The 18,551-nt window shown below is 64.0% G+C and carries 11 protein-coding genes; 7 read left to right on the forward strand and 4 right to left on the reverse strand.

Features of this window, described 5'->3' with window-relative positions:
* The first annotated feature begins 30 nt into the window (after positions 1–30).
* The 3 genes from EN824_RS17510 to EN824_RS17520 all read left to right on the forward strand — a co-directional run bounded on the left by EN824_RS17510 (position 31) and on the right by EN824_RS17520 (position 3,717).
* On the forward strand, positions 31–1,542 hold the full coding sequence (locus EN824_RS17510) for a sugar ABC transporter ATP-binding protein (RefSeq protein WP_127870671.1): 1,512 nt from the start codon (positions 31–33) through the stop codon (positions 1,540–1,542).
* An 80-nt stretch (positions 1,543–1,622) separates the two neighbouring features.
* On the forward strand, positions 1,623–2,618 hold the full coding sequence (locus tag EN824_RS17515) for an ABC transporter permease (protein ID WP_127277593.1): 996 nt from the start codon (positions 1,623–1,625) through the stop codon (positions 2,616–2,618).
* 49 nt (positions 2,619–2,667) lie between these two features.
* A complete protein-coding gene (locus EN824_RS17520; RefSeq protein ID WP_127277596.1) occupies positions 2,668–3,717 on the forward strand; it encodes a substrate-binding domain-containing protein in 1,050 nt (349 codons plus the stop codon).
* Positions 3,718–3,785: 68 nt separating this feature from the next.
* Here the strand turns inward: EN824_RS17520 and EN824_RS17525 are convergent, their stop codons facing one another.
* Both EN824_RS17525 and EN824_RS17530 read right to left on the reverse strand, forming a co-directional pair.
* Positions 3,786–5,840, reverse strand: coding sequence for a bifunctional aldolase/short-chain dehydrogenase (locus EN824_RS17525; RefSeq protein WP_127870637.1), 2,055 nt, complete (start codon positions 5,838–5,840; stop codon positions 3,786–3,788).
* Between the two features lie 87 nt (positions 5,841–5,927).
* The gene (locus EN824_RS17530; protein WP_127870638.1) at positions 5,928–6,893 is read right to left on the reverse strand and encodes a sugar-binding transcriptional regulator; all 966 of its coding nucleotides are present in this window, start codon (positions 6,891–6,893) and stop codon (positions 5,928–5,930) included.
* A 202-nt stretch (positions 6,894–7,095) separates the two neighbouring features.
* Between EN824_RS17530 and EN824_RS17535 the strand changes: the two genes are divergently transcribed.
* The 4 genes from EN824_RS17535 to EN824_RS17550 all read left to right on the forward strand — a co-directional run bounded on the left by EN824_RS17535 (position 7,096) and on the right by EN824_RS17550 (position 14,134).
* Positions 7,096–8,736: an acyl-CoA synthetase gene (locus tag EN824_RS17535; protein WP_127870639.1), complete on the forward strand. Its 1,641-nt coding sequence runs from the start codon at positions 7,096–7,098 to the stop codon at positions 8,734–8,736.
* 191 nt (positions 8,737–8,927) lie between these two features.
* Entirely contained in the window at positions 8,928–9,533 is a 606-nt protein-coding gene (locus EN824_RS17540; protein WP_127277604.1) for a TetR family transcriptional regulator, read from the forward strand.
* Between the two features lie 54 nt (positions 9,534–9,587).
* Entirely contained in the window at positions 9,588–10,730 is a 1,143-nt protein-coding gene (locus EN824_RS17545) for an efflux RND transporter periplasmic adaptor subunit (protein WP_127870640.1), read from the forward strand.
* Positions 10,731–10,987: 257 nt separating this feature from the next.
* Positions 10,988–14,134 (forward strand): efflux RND transporter permease subunit, encoded by a 3,147-nt coding sequence (locus tag EN824_RS17550; protein ID WP_127870641.1) that lies wholly within the window; start codon positions 10,988–10,990, stop codon positions 14,132–14,134.
* A 73-nt stretch (positions 14,135–14,207) separates the two neighbouring features.
* On the opposite strand, the gene EN824_RS17555 is transcribed toward EN824_RS17550, so the two are convergent.
* Positions 14,208–15,917, reverse strand: a complete 1,710-nt coding sequence (locus EN824_RS17555) for an APC family permease (protein WP_127277896.1) — start codon at positions 15,915–15,917, stop codon at positions 14,208–14,210.
* Positions 15,918–16,170: 253 nt separating this feature from the next.
* A complete protein-coding gene (locus tag EN824_RS17560) occupies positions 16,171–18,540 on the reverse strand; it encodes an aminomethyltransferase family protein (RefSeq protein WP_127870642.1) in 2,370 nt (789 codons plus the stop codon).
* Between the last annotated feature and the right edge of the window lie 11 nt (positions 18,541–18,551).

Here is an 18,551-nt window from a genome sequence, read left to right on the forward strand (position 1 = left end):
GACCATAGCGTCGTCGTCAGGGAGGAACGCATGGTCGGCAATGCCGTGTTCCGCGTAGAGGGACTGAGGAAATCCTTTGGCCGCAACGAGGTGCTTGGCGGCATCGCGCTGGACCTTCATGCCGGTGAAGTGACCGTGCTGATGGGCGCCAACGGCGCCGGCAAATCCACCCTCGTCAAGATCGTCAGCGGCGTCTACGAGCGTGGCGGCGGCACCATGACGCTCGCCGGCCAGGACTTCGCACCGAACACGCCGGCGGAAGCGATCCGCGCCGGCGTCGTCACCGTGCACCAGAACATCAATGACGGTGTTGTCGCCGACCTCGATGTCGCCACCAATCTCACGCTCGACAGGCTGAGCGGCAAAGGCGTGCCGACCCTGTTCAACCCCGTCCGCGTGCGCCGCGAAGCCAAGGCGGTCGCCGATCGCATGGGGTTGGCCATCGATCTCAAGGCACGCGTCAGCGATCTGTCGCTGGCCGACCGCCAGATGGTGGCGATTGCCCGAGCGCTGGCGCACCAGCCGAAAGTGCTGATCCTCGATGAGCCGACCTCATCGCTCTCCAGTGCCGAAGCCGACAGGCTGTTCGCGCTAGTCGACCGGCTGCGCGAGCAAGGCGTGGCGATCCTCTATATCTCGCACCGCATGTCGGATATCAGGCGGCTCGCCGACCGCATCGTCTCGATGCGCGATGGTGTCGTCTCGGGCGCCTTCGACACCAAGCCGCTCGACTATGAAGGCGCGGTCAACGCCATGCTCGGCCGCAAGATCCATCTCGACCAGATCGTCGCCAGGAGTTCGGCCAGGGCGGTCCTGGCCATCGAGGGGCTGCGCATCGCGCAGGGTGCCCGGCCGATCTCGCTGACGCTTGGCGATGGCGAGGTCGTCGCCATCACCGGCCTCGTTGGCGTCGGCAAGACCGCTCTTGCCGAAACGTTGTTCGGTGTGCGCCGGCCGCTCGCCGGCACCATGACGATGAACGGCAAGCCTTACGCGCCGCGCTCGGCGGGCGACGCGATCGCCGCCGGCGTGTTTCTCGTCGCCAAGGATCGCGCCAGCAGCGGCATCATCGGTGGCTTCAACATCGAGCGCAATGTCAGCCTGCCTTTCCTGAAGCGTATGTCGAATTTCAGCGTGCTCAAACGCCGCCTCGAACGCGCCACCGCGCGCCGGCAGATCGAGCAACTCGGCATCGTCTGCCGCTCGGAGAAGGACGAGATGTCGGCGCTGTCCGGCGGCAACCAGCAAAAGGTGATGGTCGCCCGCTGGATGGCGCAGAATGCCGCGCTGTTCATCCTCGATGAGCCGTTCCAAGGCGTCGACATTTCGGCAAGGCGCGACATCGCCGCCAAGCTGAGGGCAAGCACCAATGGCCGTGCCACGCTCTTGTTCGTCACCGAACTCGACGAAGCGCTGGAGACGGCCGATCGCATCCTGGTGATGTCGGAGCATACGATCGTCGGCGAACACCGCAATGCCGATGTCGACCTCGACCGCCTTTTGGCCGAGGTCGCCGGCGGACCGCTGCACAGCGCTGCCTGAGGGTGGCGGTGAATGGATTGGAATGGAGAGACCATGGGTTGGAGTTGGGTAAAAACGGCAGCGGCGCTGGGGTGCGCCGAATGACGCTGCGCGACTATGCCATCCGCTATGGGTTCATCGTGCTGCTGTTCGGATTGGTCGCCTATTTCGCGATCGCCGCCGACGGGTTCGTCTCGCCGCAAAGTGCCGTCTTCATCTTCCAGTCGGTCGCCATCACCGGCGTGCTGGCGCTCGGCGTTACCGCCACCCTGGTGGTCGGCGGCTTCGACCTGTCGATCGGCTCGGTCGCGACCTCGGCCATGATGGCGGCGGCCTATGTCATGGTGGTACTGGAACAGAACGCCGTCGTGGCGGTCATCGTCTGCCTGTTGATCGGCGCCCTTGTCGGCCTGATCAATGGCTGGCTGATCGTCTACATGCGCGTGCCGGACCTCTTGGCGACGCTCGGCATGATGTTCCTGCTGGTCGGCCTGCAGCGCATCCCGACCGAGGGCCGCTCGATCGCCACGGGCATGACCATGCCCGACGGCTCGGTCGCCAACGGCAAATTCTCCGATGCCTTCCTGGCGCTCGGCCGCCACCGCTTCGATTTCTTCATCCCAAACCTCATTCCGGTGTCGGTCGTCGTGCTTCTGGTGCTGGCGGTGTTGATCTGGTTCTTCCTCGAATACACCCGCTTCGGTCGTATGATGTATGCGGTCGGCTCCAATGAGCGCGCCGCCGAACTCGCCGGCGCGCCTGTCAAGGCATACAAGATCTGGGCCTACGTTATTTCAGGAGTTTTTGCCTCGATCGGGGGCATTTTGCTCGCCGCCCGGCTTGGACGCGGCGACATCGCCTCGGGTAATAATCTGCTGCTCGATGCGGTTGCCGCGGCGCTGATCGGCTACGCGGTGCTCGGCGCCGCCAAGCCGAACGCCTTCGGCACCGCCATCGGCGCGCTGTTCGTCGGCATCTTGCTGCAAGGCCTGACGATGATGAACGCGCCCTACTACACGCAGGATTTCGTCAAGGGCGTGGTTCTGGTCGTCGCCCTTGTCTTCACCTTTGCCCTTTCGGGCAGGGGCAGGGGCTAGCATTCGGCCGGACAGGATTTTGGGTTCAACAGAAGTGGAGGAAAACAAGGTGAACATCACAAGAAGAGTTCTGGGGAAAGTGGCGCTCGGGCTGGCCGGCGCAACCATGCTGATGCAGGGGGCATTTGCCGCGGACAAGCCGGCGCCGTTCGACAAGCCCGGCGTCAAGATCGCGCTGGTGCGTTATCTCTCGACCGGCGACTTCTTCCAGGCCTATCTCTCGGGCGTCGAGGCGCAGTCGAAGGCGCTTGGCATCGACCTTCGCGTGCTCGACAGCCGCCAGGACGCCGCGCTTCAGTCCGACATGGTTGATCAGGCCATCGCGCTCGGCGTGCAGGGCATCATCATCCAGCACGGCCTGACGGAATCGATGAAGGACGCCGCCCAGCGTGCCGTCGACGCCGGCATCAAGGTGGTGGCTTTCGACGTCAATGTCGAAAACCCCAAGATCCCGCAAGTCGAACAGTCGGACAAGGACCTGGCGCGGCTGGCGCTCGAGCAGGCGGTCAAGGACAATGGCGAAAGCTGGAATGCCGGCTATGTCTATGTCGCCGGCATTGCGCCGCTCGACCGCCGTAACGAAACCTGGGTCGACGTGAAGAAGAAATATGCCGGCATCAAGGAGGCCGCCATGTTCGGCACGCTCGACAACCCGATCGCCAACTCCGTCGCCAACCAGGCGCGCTCGGTGCTGTCGGCGCACCCCGACATCAACGTGATGTTCGCCCCCTATGACGAATTCGCCAAGGGCGTGAAGATCGCCGTCGACGAAGCGGGCCTGAACAAGAAGATCAAGATCTATTCGGCCGACATTTCGACGTCCGACATCGCTGCGATGCGTGAGCCCGACAGTGCCTGGGCCGCGACCGCGGCGACCAACCCGGCCGTCGTCGGCCAGGTCTCGGTGCGCGCGCTGGCGCAACTGCTCGCCGGCGAAGATCCCGGCCACAACGTCATCGTGCCGCCGACGCTGATCACGCAGAAGGAGCTGATCGACAAGGACATCAAGAACATGGAAGACCTGTCGGCCAAGCTGCCACAGTTCGCCCATGCCGACGTCGCCATGCCCGCCTGGATGCCGAACCCGAACGCGAAGTAAGGCTCGCCAGTACAGGACGGAAAAGGGCGGCCCGTGAGCCGCCCTTTTTGTTGCCTGTCGGGAGATGCCTAGCGCAGCGCCGCGGCGATATTGCCGCCGTCGACCGTCGTCACATCGGCGGTCGTGCGGTCGGCCAGAGCGTGGTGCAGGAAGGCTTGGGCCACGTCCTGCGCCGTCACCTCCTGGCCGAGCAGATTGCCGGACATGTATTCCTTCTCGGACACGCCGCGCGCGCCCGAGCGGCTGGCGATCATGGCGTCGGTCAAAAGGCCGGAGCGGATGCGGTCGGCATTGACGGCATTAGAACGGATGCCATGGGCGCCGTAGTCGAGCGCGTATTGCCTGGACAGGAACAGCGTCGCCGCTTTCGGCACGCCATAAGCGCCGAATTTCGGGCCCGGATTGACCGCCTGCTTGGAGGTGTTGAACAACAGCGCGCCGCCGGTGCCCTGTTCCAGCATGATGCGCACGGCGTTCTGCGCCGCCGACTGGTGGGCGAAGAAATTGAGCTCGAAGCTCTTGCGCAGCAGCGCATCGTCAAGCTCGCCGATGCGGCCTTCCCAAGCGGCACCCGCATTGGACACCAATATGTCGACGCCGCCGAAGACGGCGACCGCCTTGTCGAAGGCGGCACGCATCTGGGCCGGGTCGGTGATGTCGGCGCCAACACCGATCGAATTGTTGCCGGCTTTTTTGGCGGCATTGGTGGCCTTTTCGGCGTCGAGATCGACGACGACGGCATGAGCGCCATTGTCGGCGAACAGCTTGGCGGTCGCCGCACCAATCGCGCCGGCGCCGCCGGTGATCAGCACCACCTGTCCGGTCAACGGCTTCGGCTTGTTGGAGGCGAGCTTGGCCTGTTCCAGCGACCAGTATTCGAGCGGGAACAGGTCCGCCTTGGACAACGGGTGGAAACGCCCGACCGCCTCGGCGCCGCGCACGGCCTCGATCCACATCTCGCCGACGTCCGATGCGATCCTGGCATCCTTCAGCGTGCGGCCATGACCGAACATGCCGAGCCCCGGCACCAGCGTCAGTCGCGGCATGGGATCGAGCATGGTGCGCTTGACGTCGTCGAGCGCGTCATTGGTCTCGAAATAGGCGCGGTAATCGCTGACGAAGGCGTCGACATGGCTCTTGATGACGGCCTTGTAGTCGTCGGCCTTGTCGGCATCGGGCGCCGGCACGGCCATCGGTCCGGTCTTGATGCGGATCGACAGATCCGGCGTCGACACGCCACGCCCGGCATAGTCGGCAATGTCAGCCGAATTGATGAAGTCGACGATCGCGTCGGAGGTGCGGAAGTCGCTGATCATGCGGTCGAAGCGGCCTTCGCCGCGTGGCGCCGCGACCGCGCCGCGCAGCATGGGCGCGATGGAAGCCGGCGTCGCCAGCCTTGCCGGCAATGCTGCCTTTGCCACCTTGGGCTTGGCATGCTTGGCCACATAGTCTTCGGCGACGTTCACATAGTGGATCATCCGGTCGTAGGCCTGCCTGGCATCGTCGCCGAAGGTGAAGATGCCGTGCTTGTCGAGGATCAGGCCTTCTACCGTTGGGTCGGCGTCGAAGACATCGGCCGCCGCTTTGGCGAGATCGAAGCCCGGCATGATGTAGGGCACGTAGCCCATTTTTGCTCCGAACACCTTTGCCACCAGCGGCTTGCTGTCTTCCTGGTCGACAATGGCCAGGATGGCGGTCGAGTGGGTGTGATCGACGAACTTGTGCGGCAGGAAGGCATGCAGCAGCGTCTCGACCGAGGGGTTGGGCGAGGCGGGGTCGATCAGGTTTGCCCGCTGCAGCGCGACCATGTCCTCGTCGGAAAGCCTGTCCAGCTTGCGCGCCTTGAGCAGCGCGCCCATCTTGACGGCGGGCAGGCCCTGCGGCTCGATGACGGCCATGTCCCAGCCGCTGCCCTTGACGCACAGCACGTCCCACTCGTCGCCGACGAGGTCGGTCGCCTTGATCTTGCAGGAGGTGTTGCCGCCGCCATGCAGGACCAGCTGTGGCACGCCGCCTAGAAGCCGCGTCGTGTAGACACGCAAGGCGAGATCGCGGCCGACGCCCTTCTTCGCATAGTCGGCAACGAGTTTTTCGGCCGCGTCGTCGTTCCACAGGTTCTTCATGTTCGCTTCGTCCAGTTGCTGTCTTTAGGTGGTGAAACAGGAATGCCGCGACGCCTTGATGACAATGCGTCGGCAAAGGGTTTATTTTCAGGATGCCTTTTCTGCTGACGTTCCGGCATGATCGAGCAGCCGCTGCGCCATATGCGCGCCGACAACCAGATGCGTGCAGAGGCCGCCGGCGATGGCCGCGAGCAGCGGCTCGAACTTGCTGTCCTCCTGCACGACCATGAGCCGTTTCCCGATGACGCGCAGCGAAGCAAGCCCCGCCGAGATGACCCGCCGGTTGTAGCTGCAGTCGAGCAACTCGCCACCGGCATCGATGATCTGCCCGGCGATGACACCGGCCGCACCTTCCTTGCGCAGTGCCGCCATCTCGGCTGCCGTCAGCGCGCCACACTTCACCAGATGGCTGTCGGCATCGACCGCGCCGATGGAGTAGAGCGCAAGATCGCAGTCGCTGATCCCAGCAAGCTGGTCGCGGATCACCGGCTCGGCGCGCAGGCCTTGCGCCAGTGCCTCGGTCGACAGCACCAGGGGTGCGTAGAAGTTGAGGCCCTTGGCGTTGAGCCGGCGCGCGATTTCCATCGTGCACTGGTCGGGCCGGTAGGAGTAGGGCGCGCCGAGATTGCCGCAGAGCTGCACCACGGTGACGTCCTGCAGGTCGGCATAGGACATGATGTCGGCGATGGTGTAGACGGTGCGGCCCCAGGCAACGCCGATGCGGTCGCCTTTCCTGACGAGTTCCAGGAACACGCTTGCCGCCAGCACCGCGATATCGGTCGACGGGTCGGCGAGATAGGCGTTTTCAGGCGCGATCCAGACGGCGTCGAGCTTCAGGGCGTCTTCCAGCCTGCGCGCCATGACGTCGTCGGTGAAGAGCTGCGTCGAGGTCGAGATGTTGACGATGCCAGTCTCGCGCGCCTTGCGCAGATACATGGCGACGGAGGCGCGCGAAATGTTGAGCTGATTGGCCACTTCGTCCTGCCGAAGCCCATGGGCATAGTAAAGCCAGGCCGCCTTGTGAATGAGCTGTTCTGCCGGTCGGATCGCCATGCCACCTCCTTGGCTGACAATAGTCACGGCTCTCGACAAAAGTCAAATTTGGATCGACAGGAAGCGATCTTCTGCCGCCGCGGCTCGATGGAGATCACCATTCCAGCAAGTCGCCGCAGCATAGCATTTTCAGCCATCCAGGGGGATAGCGTGACGACGAACCTGGGGTTAGAAAGCTCGAAAAGACTTTGGGGAGGATGGGATGGCCAATCCCTACGAACAGGATCTCGACAGGAACGCCGCCAACCACCAGCCGTTGACGCCGCTCACCTATCTGGAGCGCGCGGCTAAAACCTATCCCGACCATATTGCCATCATTCACGGCAGGCAGCGCATCAGCTACCGCGCCTTCTGGCGCCGCTCCCTGAAGCTCGCCTCGGCGCTGCACAGGCACGGCATCGGCAAGGGCGATACGGTGACGGTCATGCTGTCGAACACGCCGCCGATGCTGGAGGCGCATTTCGGCGTGCCAATGACCAAGGCCGTGCTGCATTCGCTCAACACGCGCCTCGATGCCGCGGTCATCGCCTTCCAGCTCGACCACGCCGAGACCAAGGTGCTGATCGTCGACCGCGAGTTTTCCGGGGTCGTGCGAGAAGCGCTCGGTCTGGCCAAGGTCAAGCCGCTGGTCATCGACTACGACGATCCCGATTACGCCGCTGATGCGCCCCACCCGAAAGGCGAGCGGGTCGGCACGGTGGACTACGAGGCCTTTGTCGCCAATGGCGACGAGGAGTTCGCCTGGTCGATGCCCGACGACGAATGGGATGCCATCTCGCTCAACTACACGTCGGGCACGACAGGCAATCCCAAGGGCGTCGTCTATCACCACCGTGGTGCTGCCCTGATGGCCTACACCAACACCATCCATGCCGGCATGGCGAAGCACGCCGTCTATCTCTGGACCTTGCCGATGTTCCACTGCAATGGCTGGTGTTTTCCCTGGACGCTGGCCGTCCAGGCCGGCACGCATGTCTGCCTGCGCTGGGTGCGGCCGAAGCCGATCTACGACGCCATTGCCGACCATGGCGTCACGCATCTGTGCGGGGCGCCGGTCGTCATGTCGGTGCTGATCAACGCCAGGGATGAGGACAAGCGCGCGTTTGCGCAGACGGTCACCTTCAACACGGCTGCCGCGCCGCCGCCCGAAGCCGTGCTGTCGGGCATGGCCGATGCCGGCTTCGCCGTCACCCATCTCTACGGGTTGACCGAGACCTACGGTCCGGCTGTCGTCAACGAATGGCATAATGGCTGGGACGCACTCGACAAAGGGGCGAGGGCGGGCAAGAAGGCACGGCAGGGCGTGCGCTATGCCGCGCTCGAAGGCCTGACGGTGATGGATCCCGAAACCATGGCCGAAACGCCCGCCGACGGCGAAACCATCGGCGAGGTCATGTTCCGCGGCAACATCGTCATGAAGGGTTACCTGAAGAACCGCAAGGCAACGGACGAGGCTTTCGCCGGCGGCTGGTTCCACTCGGGCGATCTCGGGGTCATGCACCCAGACGGCTACATCCAGCTCAAGGACCGCTCCAAGGACATCATCATCTCCGGTGGCGAGAACATTTCCTCGATCGAGGTCGAGGACGCGCTCTACAAGCATCCCGCCGTCGCCTCCTGCGGCGTCGTCGCACGCCATGACGACAAGTGGGGCGAGGTGCCTGTCGCCTATGTCGAGCTGAAGCCGGGCAAGGAGGCGAGCGAGGCCGAGATGATAGAGCACTGCCGGGTGTTGCTCGCCCGCTTCAAGGTGCCAAAGGCGGTGATCTTCGCCGAAATACCGAAGACCTCGACCGGCAAGATCCAGAAATTCCGGCTGCGGGAAATGGCCAAGGTCGCCTGAAGCCCTCCGTGGGCCTTTTCGAGAGAATTATTTTCAGAGGCCCGCATCCTGGGGGCGTCTTGTGACGTCTATGGGATGTCACCATTTGTCACCTATCGTACGCGTACGTCGAATCCGTGTTGACAGAGTGCCCCTTTCGATTTACGAGTGATGAAAATCGAAATTCGTCACTCGTTATTTGACAGAGAGCTATGTCCGAAGCCGCCAACATCGTCGCCGACGTCGCCCGCCAGGAAAATGTGACGCGCATTCTCGATTGCGCCGAGCGCCTGTTCCGGCACTATGGCTACGGCAAGACCAATGTCGCCGACATTGCCCGCGAACTCGGCATGTCGCCGGCCAACATCTATCGTTTCTTTGCCTCCAAGGTCGAAATCCACCAGGCCGTCTGTGGCCGGATGCTCGGCGCCAGCTACAAGATGGCCTACGAGATCATGCACCTGCCGATCAGCGCCGAGGAGCGGCTGCGGCGTTACGTGCATGCGCAGTACAAGATGACGATGGAGGTCATGCTCGACGACCAGAAGGTCCACGAGATGGTCATCGTCGCCCTCGAGCGCGACTGGGGCGTCATCGACAAGCATGTCGACAGCATCCACGATCTCTTCGCCGAGGTAATCCGCGAGGGCATCGAGGCCGGCGAGTTCAGGAAACAGGACCCGGTGACCGCATCGCGCTGTTTCGGTGCCGCCACCGTCATCCTGTGCCATCCGCAGATGGTGGCGCAGTGCCTCGCCAAGACCAATCGGGCGATGCCCGACGAGCTCATCGATTACGCCATCAGAGCCTTGAAATAGCCGCCGCCAGCCGGTGCCGGTGTCGACAGTCCGCCTCCAGTCGGGAGTATCAAGATGTTTTTGCCCAGTTCCATCCTTCGCAAGCTGCCAGCCGCCGGCCTGATCATCGCATCGCTTGGGCTTGCCGGCTGCTCGCAGGAAAAGGCGGAGGTGAAGGACATCATCCGCCCGGTCAAGGTCGTCGAGATCGCGAAGGCGCATGACACCCGCACGCTGTCCTATTCCGGATCGGTGCGCGCCCGCACCGAGAGCACACTGGGGTTCCGGGTCAACGGCAAGATCACCGAGCGTCTCGTCGACATCGGCCAGCACGTGGCGCCTGGCGATGTGCTCGCCCGCATCGATCCCTCAGACTATGACCTGTCGGTCAAGAGCGCGCAGGCCGCGCTGGATGCCTCAGAACGTCAGGTCGAGACCGTCGAACTCGCCCGCAAGCGCGCCGAGCAGCTTTTCGCCAAGAACTTCGCGCCGAAATCGCAGCTCGAACAGGCGACGCTGACCTTTGACCAGGCCGTCGCCACGCGCGACTCCGCCCGCTCGACGCTTGCCCAGGCCAGGAACCAGGTCGGCTATACCGACCTCAAGGCCGACAGGGACGGCATCGTCACGGCGGTCAACGCCGATGTCGGCCAGGTGGTTGGCTCGGGCACGCCGGTGATCACCGTCGCGGTCGATGGCGAAAAGGAAGTGCTGATCGCGGTTCCGGAAATGGAGATCGCGCAGTTCAAGCCGGGCAAGGACGTCAAGGCGGGCTTCTGGTCCGATGCCGCTCTGGCGCTCGACGGCAAGGTCCGCGAGGTCGCCGGCAGCGCCGATCCGCAGTCGCGCACCTTTGCCGTCCGCGTCAGCCTGCCCAACGACCCGCGCGTGCTGCTCGGCATGACCGCCAATATCGAGGCGTCGGCAGCCAACGAAAAGCAGCTCGTCTCTATCCCGCTGAGCGCGCTCGCCGAGAAAGACAGCCAGTCGATCGTCTGGACGGTCGATCGCGGCGCCGACACGGTTCATGCCCGTCCAGTCAAGGTCGCCGAGTTCGCCGCCGACGGCGTGCGCGTGGCGGAGGGATTGAAACCGGGCGATATCGTGGTCGCCGCCGGTACGCAGTTCATGACCGAGGACCTGAAGGTGAAACTCGCCGGCGGCGTCACACAGCAGTCCGCCTCGGCCGAAGGCGAGGACGCCAGCAAGCTGCGCTGACGACAGACAGATCGGCCGCGCGTTCCCGCGGCCGCAGGTTTCCGGGCGGCGTGCCCGAAGGTCGAGACGTCAAGGCCGATGTACCCCCGCATCGATCCTCGCGTCCCACCGCGATGAGTGTCTCTCCGCTCGAAGAGCGACGCCGCCCGGAAACCAGTATCGAACGCAGATGATTTCGTTTCGCGCGCCGCGCTTCTTCGAAGCACCTTCCTCGAAGCACAAGGGCGCCGGCAACCAAGCAAAGTGGACCAGCACCGATGACGACCTCCACTGAAGAAAAGCGGCCCTTCAATCTCTCTCGTTGGGCAATTGGCCATCCCTCCATTGCGCGCTTCCTGTTCGGGCTGATCATCATCGCCGGCGCGCTCGGCCTGATGCGCATGGGCCAGAAGGAGGATCCCGATTTCACCTTCCGCGTCATGGTCGTGCAGGCGATCTGGCCGGGCTCCTCGATCCAGGAGATGGAAGACCAGGTCGTCAACAAGATCGAGCGCAAATTGCAGGAGACGCCGCATCTCGACTTCGTGCGCTCCTTCACCCGCGCCGGCAGCGCCATCATCACCGTCCAGATCAAGGGCGACACCAACGCCGCTGAAGTGACGGATGCCTTCTATCAGGTGCGCAAGAAGGTCGGCGATATCCAGGGCGACCTGCCGCAGGGCCTGCTCGGCCCCTATTTCAACGACGAGTTCGGCGACACCTTCATCACGCTGCATTCGATCAGCGGCGACGGCTTCTCCTATCCGGAGCTGAAGAAGTTCGCCATCCAGGCGCGCGACATGCTGTTGACGACATCAGGCGTCGAAAAGGCCGTCATCATCGGCGACCAGCCGGAAAAACTCTATATCGACGTCTCGTCCAAGGCGCTGGCCGAACGCGGCCTGACGCTGACCGACCTGCAGAACGCGATCAAGGGCCAGAACAACGTCGATCCAGCCGGCTCCGTCGATACCGGCGTCAATTCGGTGCGCATCTCCGTCGAAGGCGACGTCGCCAAGGCCGCCGACATCAGGGAATTGCGCCTGCGCGCCGGCGGCCAGGTGACCCGACTGGGCGACATCGCCACCGTCACTTCGGGGCTGGAAGATCCCTTCCAGCGCAAATACCGCTTCAATGGTCACGACAGCGTGCAGCTTGGCGTCGTCATGGCCAAGGGTTTTAAAGTCACCGATGTCGGCAAGGATGTCGAGGCGACCTACAAGCACTTCGAGGAAGCGCTGCCCTATGGCGTTTCGGTCGACCAGATTTCCGACCAGCCGGGCGTCGTCACGGACGCGGTCGCCGAATTCATGCATGCGCTCGGCGAGGCGCTGCTGATCGTGCTCGTCGTCTCGTTCCTGTCGATCGGCTGGCGCTCGGGCCTGGTGATCGCCATCGCCATACCGCTGGTGCTCGCCGCCACATTCGCCATCATGTATGAAATCGGCATCGACCTGCAGCGCATTTCGCTGGGCGCGCTGATCATCGCGCTCGGCTTGCTCGTCGACGACGCCATGATCGTCGTCGAGATGATGGAGCGGAAGCTCGAGGAGGGGTTGGTCAAGATCGAGGCGGCGAGCTTTGCCTATTCCTCGACCGCCTTCCCGATGCTGACCGGCACGCTGATCACCACCGCCGGCTTCATCCCGGTCGGCTTCGCCGCCTCGACGGCTGGCGAATATGTGCGCACCCTGTTCTATGTCGTCGGCATCGCGCTGATCGTGTCGTGGTTCGTGGCGGTCTATTTCACGCCGTGGCTGGGGCATATGATCCTCAAGCAGCGCAAGCATGCCGGCACCCACCACGACGCCTTCGACACGCGTTTCTATCGCCGGCTTCGCTCGACCGTCGGCTGGGCGGTGCGTCACCGCATCATCGTGCTGGTGATGACGCTGGTGACTTTCGGCACCAGCTTGTGGGCCTTCCAGTTCATTCCGCAGAACTTCTTCCCGCAATCGTCGCGGCCCGAAATCCTCGTCGACCTCTGGCTGCCGGAAGGCACCTCGATCAAGGAAGTCGAGACGCAGGCCAAGGCCCTGGAAGCCAAGATGATGGACGACAAGGACAAGCGTTTCATCGCCACCTATATCGGCGAGGGCGCCCCGCGCTTCTTCCTGCCGCTCGACCAGCAACTGCGCAACCCGAATTTCGCCCAGATGCTTGTCATGGCCAATGACGAGCCGGCCCGCGAGCGGCTGATCGTCAAGCTGCGCACGGTTCTGGCGCAGGATTTCCCGTCGATCCGTGCCAAGGTCGACCGCCTGTTCCTCGGACCGCCGACCGGCTGGCCCGTGCAGATGCGCGTCATGGGTCCGGATCGTCAGGAGGTGCGCCGCATCGCCGACCAGGTGAAGGCGAAGTTCCGCGAGGATCCGCTGCTTGGCGCCGTCCATGACGACTGGCTGGAGCCGGTGCCGGCGATGAAGCTGGTCATCGATCAGGATCGCGCCCGTGCGCTCGGCGTCACCTCGCAGCGCATCCGCCAGATGCTGCAGGCCGCGATGTCCGGCGCGCCGCTCGACGATTTCCGTGACGGCGAGGAGACGGTGTCCATCGTCGCCCGCGAGCCGGATGCCAGCCGCAGCCTGCTGTCCTCGGTCGACTCGGTCTATATCCCGACCGATTTCGGCGGCTTCGTTCCGCTGTCGCAGGTCGCCAAGGTCATGCCTGTGCTGGAGCAAGGCATAGAGTGGCGCCGCGACCGCCTGCCGACCATCTCGGTGCGCGCCACATTGCCCGACGGCGTGCAGTCCAACGACGTCGTCACCAAGATGTACAAGGACATGCAGGGTCTGCGCGACGGCCTGGCGCCCGGTTACAAGATCGAGATTCAGGGCGGGGCCGAGGATTCGGCTGAAAGCCAGGCTTCGATTGCCGCCAAGGCGCCGATCATGCTGGCCGTCATCGTCGTGCTGCTGATGATCCAGCTGCAGAACTTCGGCAAGGCGATGCTGGTGCTGGCGACGGGCCCGCTCGGCATCATCGGTGCTGCCGCCGCTCTGCTGATCAGCGGCGCGCCATTCGGCTTCGTCGCCATCCTCGGCGTTATCGCGCTGCTCGGCATCATCATGCGCAACTCGATCATCCTGGTCGACCAGATCGACCAGGACATCGCCAGGGGCATGGACCGTTCCGAAGCGATCATCGGCTCGGCGGTGCGCCGCTTCAGGCCGATCGTACTGACGGCGATGACCGCGGTGCTGGCACTGATCCCGATCTCGCGCGCCGTGTTCTGGGGGCCGCTCGCCTATGCCATGATGGGCGGCATTCTGGTCGCGACCGTGCTCACCATCCTGGTGCTGCCGGCGGGCTATGCGCTCTTCTTCGGCCGCGAGCCGAAGAAGGTGAAGACCGACGAGCAGGCCCCTGAGCCAGGAGAGATCGAAGGCATCGAACGGCCGCAATTGGCTTTGGCGGCGGAATAAGAAAAAAACCGGCCGGTCGATTTGCGACCGGCCGGTTTTCCTTGATGCAGTGGCTTGGGCCGCGGTCAGATCATCAGATGACGAATACCCAATTGGCGATGAGCATGACCGCCACGCCGGCGACCAGCGTCAGATAGGGCAGCATGCCCGCCTTCTTGACCGAGAGGTCGGCTCCCGCCATGCCGAGGTCGGCCAGCATGTGGTCCGGGAATTTGCCCTTGTCCTGGATGTAGTGGCGGAAGCAGAACACCGGGATGATCAGCGCCGCGGTGATCAGGCCGGCCCACAGGGCCATCGGGTTCCACACCTTGGCGCCTGCGCCCATGAAGATGGCGTTGACATAGGCGAAGATCGCCCCGATCCCCAAGAGCCAGCTAGGCGCCTTCCACGGCCGTACGATATGGCCGTTGTCGATGCGGTGGATCCAGCCGGCATTGAGGTTGAGGAAGTTGAAGATGATGTAGCCGCAGTTCGACACGGCGAGGATGAAGAAGAAGCTCGTCGCGTCGGCCGAGGCGATCGCCAGAACCGCCAGGTTGAAGCAGAGGTCAGTCCACATGGCCCGCGTCGGCGCGCCGTGTTCGTTGACGTGGCTGAGATAGCGCGGCAGCCAGCCGTCGACCGAGCCCTGGTAGAGCGTGCGCGAGGAGCCGGCCATCGCCGTCATGATGCACAGCACCAGCGCCAGGATCATCAGCATGACAAGCAGGCTGTGGATAATCTTGCCGCCGCCGACCATGCCGGCCAGCGCGTCGGCCACGCCTGAGCCGTCGACGATCGGCGTTGCCAGCATGCCGTTCAGGCCCAGCACGCCCTGGAAGGTGAAGGGCACCAGGATGAACAAAAGCATGCAGAGCAGGCCGGAATAGAAGATGGCCTTGAACGTATCGGTGCCGGGGTTCTTGAACTCCGACGTGTAGCAGACGGCCGTCTCAAACCCATAGGTCGACCAGGCGGCGATGAACATGCCGCCGAGCGCCAACGTCCAGCCGGCGATGTTCCAGGAGCCGGGCTCGGGTGCGTAGGCAGCCGCCAGCGGCACCAGCGGCGAGAAGTTCGCCCAGTCGATCTGACCGGTGAAGATCGGCACGACGCCGACAATCAGCATCGGGATGATGACCAGCAGGCCGATATATTTCTGCACGCTGGCGGTGCCCAGGATGCCGCGATGCTGGATCGAGAAAATGATCAGCATCAGCACCGCGCCGATGAAAAAAGTGGCGTTGAGCGTGAACGAGACCGGGCCCAGCGTGTGGCTCCACAGCGTCCAGTTACGGATGGCCGGCGTCGCGGCGGCGGTCACCGCGGTGATGGCGTCTGCGGGAACCGTTCCGGCATGCGCGGCGATGTAGGCCACCACCTCGGGCGAGGTGTCGGTGAAGATCGGCACCGGCGCCAGCGCGTTGAGGATATAGGCGGCGGCGATCGAGCAGCCGAGCGACAGCACCGGCGACCAGGCGAACCAGTTGCACCACACCGACAGCGGCGCGATGAACTTGGAATAGCGCAGCCACGCCGTGGCGCCGTAGATCGAGGCGCCGCCGGACTTGTTCGGAAACAGGCCGGCGATCTCGGCATAGGTGAAGGACTGCAGGAAGCCCATGATCATGGACACCGTCCAGATCAGGAAGGCCAGCTTTCCCGTCGTGCCGGCAATGCCGCCGATCGAGAACAGGACCAGCGCCGGAACGCCGCTCGCCACCCAGAAGGCGCCGCGCCAGTCGATATGCCTGAGCAGCTTGCTTTCGGCAGGCTGGTCCAGGACCGTACTTATCGTGCTCATGTCGATGAGTTCCCCTTTTTCGATGTTCCCCGCCAGCGATGCCTCGGCTACGCGAAGCTTGCTCCCCGGCTAATGACCGTTCCGGCCGCAGTGTTTCCACTCAGTCGTATTTTTTTCTTAAGAGTGAAGATTGATCCGGCGCGCCGTCACGTCAAGCGATTTGTGAAACCGTGCACATCACGCTTGCGCGCGCTGATGACAAAGCGTCCGGCGGGGTGGCCGGCGGGCGCTTTGCGAACCCAAAAAGGGCAGGTCAGGAGCGTGGTTTGGTCTTTTGCGGATCGTAGTGGGCAAAGGCGACGACCCGGGCCGGCAGCCGCTTGGCATGGCCGTCGAGTTTGCCGATCTCGACCTCCGTGCCGATGGCGGCATGAGTGACGTCGAGACGCGCCAGCGCGAGGTTCTTGTTCAGCACCGGCGAGCGCATGCCCGAGGTGACGACGCCGATCTGGGCGCGGCCGACATGGACGCAGTCGCCATGGCCGACGGCGACATTGGCGTCGATCTCGAGGCCGACCAGCTTGGTCTGCGCATGGTCCTTGCGCCGGATCAGCGCCTCGCGGCCGATGAAATCGTCGGTCTTGCTCTTCAGCGGCACGGTAAAGCCGATACCGGCCTCGAACGGATCGGTCTGGTCGGAAAATTCGTAACCGGCGAAGATCAGCCCGGCCTCGATGCGCACCATGTCGAGTGCCTGCAGGCCCATCGGCTTCAGACCGTGCGGCTGGCCGGCTTCCCAGATGGCGTCGAACACCTTTTCGGCGTCGCGCGGATGGCACCAGACCTCGTAGCCGAGTTCGCCGGTATAGCCGGTGCGCGAGACGACGATGGGAATGCCATTGCCGCCACCGATCCTGGCGACGGCGAAGCGGAACCATTCGAGTTCCTCGATCGAGGGCTGCAGCGGCGAGGTCCAGATCACCTGTTTCAGGATGTCGCGGCTCTTTGGCCCTTGCACAGCGATGTTGTGCATCTGGTCGGTGGACGAGCGCACCAGCACGTTGAGGCCGAGCTTTGTCACCGTCTCGCGCAGCCATTCGCCGGACAGGTCGTCGCCGCCGACCCAGCGGAAATTGTCCTTGCCGAGCCTGAGCAGCGTGCCGTCGTCGATCATGCCGCCATGCTCGTAGCACATGGCGGAGTAGACGACCTGGCCGACGCCGAGTTTCTTGACGTCGCGCGTCAGCGTGTATTGCAGCAGCGCTTCGGCATCCGGGCCCGTGACCTCGAATTTGCGCAGCGGCGACAGGTCCATGATTACCGCGTCCTGCCGGCAGGCCCAGTATTCGGCGATGGCCCCTTCTTTGGCGAAGGAATTGGCCAGCCAATAGCCCCTGTACTCGACGAAGTCGCGCGTGTGCTTGGCAAAGCTCTGGTGAAAGGCTGTCTCGCGGGTCATTTTCGGTTCCGAATCGGGCGTCATGCGTCTGGCGATCGCTCGCGAGAATTTGTGCTGGCCGGAATAGGTCCGCACGTGGATGTCGGTCAGGTCCCAGCCATTGGCCGGTGTCGTGTCGTCGGGACAGGCTGAGGAAACGCAGACGATGTCGGTCAGCGCCCTGAGAAGGACATAGTCGCCGGCGCGCGACCATGGCTCGTCCGACACCATGACGCCATGGGCGTCAATCGCCGTGTTGAAGAAGAAGTTGATCGCCATCCAGCCGGCGCGGGGATTGACGCCCTTGCCGGTGAGCGCGCGGTTGAAATTCTCCGAGCAGTTGGTGTGGCCGGGATAGCCGATGTCGTCGTAATACTTCGCCGCACAGGCGAGCGCGAAGGCGTCGTGCCGGCCGCACATGTCCTGCACCACCTCGACCAGCGGCTCCATGTCCTGGTCGTAATATTTCGAATGCAGGCCGGGCATCGGATAGCTCGCGCCCATCAGCGTGCGCGTCGTCGTGACGTCGAGCGGATGGTCGAGGCCCTTGTCGAGCTTGCGCGCCGAGAAGCATTGGAAGTCGGTGCACTGGCGGCCGTCGACATCGATGATCTGCAGATAGTCGCCGGCCTTGACGAAATAGGATTCGGCGGTTGCCGAATGCACCCTGAGATCGAGCACCGGATCGGCGAGCGGATCGGCAAGCTGCCCTCTCGTCTTCAGCCGGATGGTGGCGCGGCGCACGATCACGGTCAGCGTCGTCGCCGTGTTGTGGCCGTCGACCAGCATAGGCCCGCCAGGCGCCGCGATCAGCAGCGCGCCGTCGCGCTGGACCGAAAAGCTCTGCTCGGTGCCGGCCGGCGTGGCGCCGCCGAACACGCGCACCGCTCTGGGCTGATCGAGTTGTACCTGCCGGCGCTCAAGGCCGCGGCGCAGCGATGCGATGCTGTCATCGCCCTCTGCGAGCAACGCCTTGATGCCGGCGGCATTGCTGTTGGATTTCTCGCCGAGAATGCCGGGGTCGGTGACGCCCGACTTATCCCAGGCCAGCAACTCGCAGGCCTGACCACCCTCGACGTTGCGCACCGTGACCGTATCGCCCGCCTCGACCTCGATCAGCACCGCGCCATTGCCCTGGATCGTGTAGCGTTCCATCCCCGCCGGCAGCGCGATCTGGCCGGGCCTCAGGATGAGACTTGGCCTTGGCGGTCCGGCAGTGACAGCGGGGTAGGGCGACTGGCTCATCTCAGCTTGTG

Origin of the sequence: Mesorhizobium sp. M8A.F.Ca.ET.181.01.1.1 (assembly GCF_004792025.1) — a bacterium.
Taxonomy (GTDB): Bacteria; Pseudomonadota; Alphaproteobacteria; order Rhizobiales; family Rhizobiaceae; genus Mesorhizobium.

Bases quoted from the DNA above. Each gene is read 5' to 3' on its own strand.
- EN824_RS17510 (WP_127870671.1), top strand. From the start codon at position 31: ATGGTCGGCAATGCCGTGTTCCGCGTAGAGGGACTGAGGAAATCCTTT.
- EN824_RS17540 (WP_127277604.1), top strand. From the start codon at position 8,928: ATGTCCGAAGCCGCCAACATCGTCGCCGACGTCGCCCGCCAGGAAAAT.
- EN824_RS17555 (WP_127277896.1), bottom strand. From the start codon at position 15,917: ATGAGCACGATAAGTACGGTCCTGGACCAGCCTGCCGAAAGCAAGCTG.
- EN824_RS17530 (WP_127870638.1), bottom strand. From the start codon at position 6,893: ATGGCGATCCGACCGGCAGAACAGCTCATTCACAAGGCGGCCTGGCTT.
- EN824_RS17535 (WP_127870639.1), top strand. From the start codon at position 7,096: ATGGCCAATCCCTACGAACAGGATCTCGACAGGAACGCCGCCAACCAC.
- EN824_RS17525 (WP_127870637.1), bottom strand. From the start codon at position 5,840: ATGAAGAACCTGTGGAACGACGACGCGGCCGAAAAACTCGTTGCCGAC.
- EN824_RS17550 (WP_127870641.1), top strand. From the start codon at position 10,988: ATGACGACCTCCACTGAAGAAAAGCGGCCCTTCAATCTCTCTCGTTGG.
- EN824_RS17545 (WP_127870640.1), top strand. From the start codon at position 9,588: ATGTTTTTGCCCAGTTCCATCCTTCGCAAGCTGCCAGCCGCCGGCCTG.
- EN824_RS17515 (WP_127277593.1), top strand. From the start codon at position 1,623: ATGACGCTGCGCGACTATGCCATCCGCTATGGGTTCATCGTGCTGCTG.
- EN824_RS17560 (WP_127870642.1), bottom strand. From the start codon at position 18,540: ATGAGCCAGTCGCCCTACCCCGCTGTCACTGCCGGACCGCCAAGGCCA.